The organism is uncultured Nitratireductor sp. (assembly GCF_913053745.1).
GTDB lineage: Bacteria > Pseudomonadota > Alphaproteobacteria > Rhizobiales > Rhizobiaceae > Nitratireductor.
Map to the genome: position 1 here is coordinate 23,409 of NZ_CAJXGF010000045.1, position 6,000 is coordinate 29,408.

General features: G+C 60.7%; 7 protein-coding genes. 3 read left to right on the top strand and 4 right to left on the bottom strand.

Annotated features, from left to right (window positions below):
* Positions 1 to 76: 76 nt before the first annotated feature.
* The 3 genes from QZ638_RS09610 to QZ638_RS09620 are packed head-to-tail and all read right to left on the bottom strand — an operon-like array spanning position 77 to position 1,733.
* Complete coding sequence (locus QZ638_RS09610) at positions 77 to 949, bottom strand: 50S ribosomal protein L11 methyltransferase (protein WP_295809388.1); 873 nt, start codon at positions 947 to 949, stop codon at positions 77 to 79.
* Between the two features lie 12 nt (positions 950 to 961).
* On the bottom strand, positions 962 to 1,540 hold the full coding sequence (locus QZ638_RS09615) for an SCO family protein (RefSeq protein WP_295809390.1): 579 nt from the start codon (positions 1,538 to 1,540) through the stop codon (positions 962 to 964).
* A 37-nt stretch (positions 1,541 to 1,577) separates the two neighbouring features.
* The gene (locus QZ638_RS09620) at positions 1,578 to 1,733 is read right to left on the bottom strand and encodes a hypothetical protein (protein ID WP_295809392.1); all 156 of its coding nucleotides are present in this window, start codon (positions 1,731 to 1,733) and stop codon (positions 1,578 to 1,580) included.
* A 259-nt stretch (positions 1,734 to 1,992) separates the two neighbouring features.
* On the opposite strand from QZ638_RS09620, the gene QZ638_RS09625 reads away from it, so the two are divergent.
* Complete coding sequence (locus QZ638_RS09625; RefSeq protein WP_295809393.1) at positions 1,993 to 2,361, top strand: DUF488 domain-containing protein; 369 nt, start codon at positions 1,993 to 1,995, stop codon at positions 2,359 to 2,361.
* 185 nt (positions 2,362 to 2,546) lie between these two features.
* A complete protein-coding gene (locus QZ638_RS09630) occupies positions 2,547 to 3,008 on the top strand; it encodes a hypothetical protein (RefSeq protein ID WP_295809395.1) in 462 nt (153 codons plus the stop codon).
* 75 nt (positions 3,009 to 3,083) lie between these two features.
* Here the strand turns inward: QZ638_RS09630 and QZ638_RS09635 are convergent, their stop codons facing one another.
* Positions 3,084 to 5,084, bottom strand: coding sequence for a 3'-5' exonuclease (locus tag QZ638_RS09635; RefSeq protein WP_366936229.1), 2,001 nt, complete (start codon positions 5,082 to 5,084; stop codon positions 3,084 to 3,086).
* 72 nt (positions 5,085 to 5,156) lie between these two features.
* Between QZ638_RS09635 and QZ638_RS09640 the strand changes: the two genes are divergently transcribed.
* Positions 5,157 to 6,000, top strand: an 844-nt coding sequence (locus tag QZ638_RS09640) for a hypothetical protein (RefSeq protein WP_295809398.1), incomplete at its 3' end; no start/stop codon positions are given.

Here is a 6,000-nt window from a genome sequence, read left to right on the forward strand (position 1 = left end):
CCGCTAGAACAGCGTTTGAACGAAACCCCGAAAGCCGCGCTTTCGGGGTTTTTGTTTGTCCGTCGATGATTTCGCTTCAGCGCTTCATGTGAATGGTGACCCAGCCTTCGCGGGCCTTCGTGCGTATGTGACGGAAGCCCTGTCCGCCGTAAGCCGCGATGACCGGGCGCCTTTGCCGCTCTAGAATGCCTGACAGAACGAGCGAACCTCCCGGTTCTATGTGATGCGCCATGGCGGGCGCCAACCCCATGAGCGGGCGGGCGAGGATGTTCGCTACGATTAAATCGAAGGGCCTTTTGCGCGCAAAAACAGCGTGATGAAAACCGGGAGCCGTCTGGGCCTCGACCAGACTTGTGACGCCGTTGAGGCGGATATTCCACCGGGCAACGTCGGTGGCGATTGGGTCGATGTCGGTGGCCAGTACGGGAATGCGTGCGGCCCTGGCGATTGCAATGGCAAGAACCGCGCTTCCTGTGCCCAGGTCCAGAGCGTTGCGCGGCCGTTCGCTTTTCAGGATGTCGGCAAGCGCGGCGAGGCAGCCGGCAGTGGTGCCGTGATGACCGGTGCCGAAGGCAAGCCCGGCGTCGATCTCGATGGCTGTATCGCCAATGCGCTGCAGGTGCCGGTCATGACTGCCATGAACGAGAAAGCGGCCGACCCGAACGGGCCGCAGCCCATCGAGCGAATGGCTGACCCAGTCGATTTCGGGTACGGCCTCCCGCTCCAGCGGGGGCAGGGGCGACACGTCTGCCAGCGTTTCCTGAATCCGCTTTTCCAGACGATCGACATCGTCCTCGGTGTAGACGGAAATCTGAAAAACTCCGCTGTCTTCCTCCGGCTCGAAAATGCTGATCGGCAACCCCTCGTCTTCGAAATGGGTGTCGAGGATGGAAAAGATCGATTCGGCTTGTTCGCGCGGCGCGGTGAGGAAAAGTCGTGTCTGGCCCATAGGGTTCCGGTGTCAGGTTTCGTTCGCCAGACGCTTTAGCTTGGCGATCGCGGTTTCGCGATTTTCTTCATAGGCGATCGTTCCGAAAAAGTCGCCCTCGCCGTCAAGCAACAGGATCGACGCGGTATGGTCCATTGTGTAGTCGCCGTCTTCAAGTTCCACCTTGCGGACATAGATGGAAAATCCCTTGGCCATGGCCGCCACTTCGTCCGGGTCGCCTGTGATGCCGGTGATGCGGTCGGAGAAGTTCGACAGATATGTCTTCATGACCTCCGGCGTATCGCGCTCCGGGTCGATGGAAACGAAGTAAGGTTTGATCTCGGACGCTTCGTTGCCCAGTTCCTCGAGATAGCCGTCCAATTCGAAAAGGGTGGTGGGGCACACTTCGGGGCAATGGGTAAAGCCGAAGAACACCACGCGCGGCCCACCCTTGAAGGCAGCTTCGGTGATTGTGTTCCCATCCTGGTCGACCAGTTCGAACGGCACGCCGAAGGCCTTGCCGGAATTCTGCTGCTGATACCATTGGAAGGTGAGGAGGCCGACACCCACGGCCATGACCGCCAGGATGCCGATTAGGATGGATCGCATCATTGAAATTTACCCGAGACAAAAGCGCTGAATGGTGGTGTTAGAAGCACCAGGACAACCCGGACTCGGCGAGCGCCAGGAAAATCCCGGCCCCGTTCTCCAGCCACATGGCAAAGGCAAGACCGGTCGAAGCGGCCAGGAGCAGGGTCGCTGCGCTTATCTTGAGCCAAGTGGCTGTAGGCCGAGGGTGCTGCATTTTCATGGCCTATAATAGGCCCAAGACCGAGCTTTGCGCAAAGTTTCATCTTGTCGCAAGCGCTGATAATTGAAAAAACCTCCCGTCGCCTGGCGGACGACGGGAGGTCTCGGGTTGAGGTTTGTGCCGTGAAGGCATGGGGACGGGTTCAACCCCACCCACACACGCACTTTAGAATGCTTATGCTTTGGGAAGCGTTGCCTTGGACTTCAATCATTGAGTGTGGCTGATTGCATCGGTCCGTCGTGGGAGGCTTTGTATGGCGATTTCGGATATTCGGCTCAAGCGGATATATGATCCGGTGGATGACGGCGACGGAACGCGAATCCTGATCGACCGCCTGTGGCCGCGGGGAGTAAGCAAGGAGCGCGCCGCCCTTGACGCGTGGATGCCGGACGTCGGCCCCAGCCACGAACTGCGAAAATGGTTCGCGCACGAGCCCGGGCGCTGGAGTGTGTTTTGCGAACGCTACCGCGAAGAACTGAGTGATCGTTCCGAACTGTTGAAAGCGCTGCGAAGGACGGCGGAAAAAGGACCGCTGACACTTCTGTTTTCCGCCACCGATCGCGAACGCAATCAGGCAGTGGTCGTTCGCCGGTTCCTGCAGGAAATGGATGCGGCGAATTGACGCAACTTTTAATTGCATTTCTTGCGTCCTGACGATCTCTCCGTTGCAACGCGGAGAAGGATTTTGCGCACGATGTGCGCTCGCTCCGTCCCCTACTGCCTCGCTCTTGACTTAGCCGATACTTATGGAGACATATGTGTTCAGCCTGCTGTTTATCTTAGGCGGCTACGTTTGGGGCGGATTTAATGATTAAGGATTTTGATAAGTTAAAGCAGCAGCTTAGCGAGCTTTCCGAGGTGGTAAACAAGTTCGAATCGGAGGCGGTTCAGCTTCGTATCGTGGAACTTGTGCTTGGGCAGCGCACGGCCGATGTGCAAGGGTTTTCCGAAGGCGGTGTTAACGACTTCATTACCGGTCCCGGTATGATGCATGTCGTGCGCAACGCGGCGCGCGCCGGCCGCCGCAGAACAACCACCGATAGCGCCAAGGGAGCGGTCGCCGCACTGAACGAATTGCTCGAGAGCGACTTCTTCGACGAACCGCGCACGATTGGCGACATCGTTGCCCGCTGCCAGGACATATTTGGCACCCGGTACAAATCCAACGCTTTCTCCGGCCCGCTTTCACGTCACGCCCGCACAGGCCTTCTCAACCGGGAAAAGAACACCGACGGCAAGTTTGTCTACTTGAAGCCGGAAGCAGCCTGACCAGCTTTTCGTTTATCGGTATTTACACACCCTGGATATGCTCGAACCCAATCGCGATACGCTTCGGGATCGACCCTAGGCCCGCTCGACGAAACCGTCGAGGACGCGTTTCTGACCGGCCTTGTCGAAATCGATCGTGAGTTTGTTGCCGTCGATCGCCGCGACATTGCCATTGCCGAATTTGAGGTGAAACACCCGGTCGCCGACCTTGAAGGCAGACGGCGTGTCGGAGACCGATTTGGCGACCAGTTCGCCCTCGATGACGCGCCCCTTGACCGAGCCGCGCCCCGCACCATAGCCCGAATCCGCCTCGCCATATCCGATGCGCTCCACCTGGTGCCCGGAGCGGTTTCCCCAGTTGCGGGCTGTCGCCTCGGTGCGGTTCTTCTGGGCGCGCTGCCAGCCGGGCGTGGCGTAGGTGTTGGAGAACACGGCGTGATCGTCGAAACGCGACTTGCCATAGGGATTCGGTCGGCCGGGCTGACCTGCGGAATAGCCGCCATAGCTGTTGCTTTCCTCGGCCACGTCCACATGCGCTTCGGGAAGCTCGTCAAGGAACCGCGAGGGAATGGTGGATTGCCAGAGGCCATGAATGCGCCGGTTTGAGGCGAACCAGATGTGCAGGTTCACTTTGGCACGCGTCAGACCCACATAGGCGAGCCGCCGCTCTTCCTCGAGGCCCGACCGGCCGCCCTCGTCGAGTGCGCGCTGGTGCGGAAACAGGCCTTCCTCCCAGCCCGGCAGAAACACGGTCGGGAACTCCAGCCCCTTGGCCGAATGCAGCGTCATCAGGCTGACGGCGTCAAGCTCCTCGTCGCGCTCGGCGTCCATCACCAGTGCGACATGCTCCAGGAAACCGCGCAGACTGTCGTAGTCCTCCATGGAGCGGATCAGTTCCTTGAGGTTTTCCAGCCGTCCTGGCGCTTCGGCCGAGCGGTCGTTCTTCCACATTTCCGTGTAGCCGGATTCTTCGAGAATGATCTCGGCGAGTTCCGTGTGTGGAGTCCGGTCGAGCATGCCCTGCCAGCGCTCGATGTTTTCCACCAGCGTGCGCAGCGAGGCGCGCGGCTTGGGTTTCATCTCCTCTGTACCCACAAGATCGCGCGCGGCCTGGAGGAGAGGGGCCTCGCGCATGCGGGAAACGTCGTGGATCTGGCGGACGCTCGCCTCACCCAGCCCGCGTTTGGGGACATTGACGATGCGCTCGAAGGCAAGATCGTCAGCGGCTTGGGCGACGATGCGGAAATAGGCCAACGCGTCGCGGATCTCCATGCGCTCATAAAAGCGCGGGCCGCCTATGACGCGATAGTTCAGACCGAGTGTGACGAAGCGATCTTCGAATTCGCGCATTTGGAAGGAGGCGCGCACGAGAATGGCGATGTCGTTCAGCGCGTGGCCCTTGGCCTGCAGCGCCTCGATTTCCTCGCCAACGGCGCGGGCTTCCTCTTCCGAATCCCACGAGGCATGGACCTTCACTTTGGGATCGTCGGGATCGGAATGCTCGGTGAAGAGGGTTTTGCCGAGACGTCCCTCATTGTTGGCGATGAGGTGCGATGCCGCGCCCAGAATATGCGCGGTGGAACGATAGTTGCGCTCCAGCCGGATGACGGCGGCGCCCGGAAAATCCTTCTCGAAACGCAGGATGTTGTCCACCTCGGCGCCTCGCCAGCCATAAATCGACTGGTCGTCGTCGCCGACGCAGCAGATGTTGACCGGTTCCGTACTCTTCGGGCGCTGGGCAAGCAGCCGCAGCCACAGATATTGTGCGGTGTTGGTGTCCTGGTACTCGTCCACCAGAATGTATTTGAACCTGCGGTGATACTCGGCAAGCACGTCGGGATTGTCGCGCAGAATGCGGATCGGATGGCACAGAAGGTCGCCGAAATCGACAGCATTCAGCGTCTTCAAGCGCTCCTGATAGGCCGCATAGAGTTCGCGGCCCTTGCCATTGGCAAAGGCGCGAGCATCGCCCTCGGGGATTTCCTTCGGCGCCAGCCCCTTGTTTTTCCAGCCATCGACCATCTGCGCGAACTGGTGGCCTCGCTCAATCGCCTGAATGACCGCCTGCAGACCAATGAACGCAATTCCCGCGAGGCGATCTCGGGGCTGAACCAGGGCCTGACCTCGGCGCTGGAGCGGATCCGGACGATGGAGCACAACCGCGCAACGCTCAGCAATGATGCGCTGATCGGCCGGATCGAAAAGATTGAATCCGGCTCCGTCAACCGCGAGTCGATCGACGGGCTGAAAGCGCTGGAAAAGGCGCTCGGTCGCACGCTGCAGCAATTCGAGACCATCCGTGAGGAAACCCTCGCCCGGGTCGAGGCCAGTGAGGTTGCGATCGAGGGCCTGACCGAGCGGGTCGATGTGATCGACACCCAGCTGCGCGATGCGATCGTCTCGCTGCGGGAGAATGTCGACGAGGTCAACGGCCAGATCTCGATCACCGAGCGCACGGTAGCGATGGTGCTGGAAGAGGCCCGCCTCGCGGCACAGTCGCAGGACGAGGCCTTCATCGAGCGCACCTCGAACAAGATGCGCATCCTCGGCAACGAGATCAAACGCACCAGCGACCGGATCCAGTCGATTGATGACAAGATCGCGCGCCTTGCAGAACAGATTGATGCTTCCGAGCAGCGTTCGGCCGATGGTATCAACCAGATCTCGAAGACAGTCGCAGCGCTGTCGACGGAGCTGGCCGCCTTCGACGAAAGCCAGGGCGACGCCGTGTCGGCAGCGCGCCAGGCGATCGAGACCGCGACCCAGGACGCCGACGACCGGCTGTCGACCCTGAAAAGCAGCTTCGACACGATGCTGAGGCGGATCGAGGGCATCGCCGACGGTGAACGCGCCGGTCAGGCGGCGGCGCTGGCTGCGGCGTCACCAGCCGCCACTGCGTCACCGGCTGACGACCTGCCGCCGCCGGTCGCAGAACCGGACGACGCGGCGCTGGAACTGTCGGGTATGGAGGCCGCCCCGGCACCCGCCACCC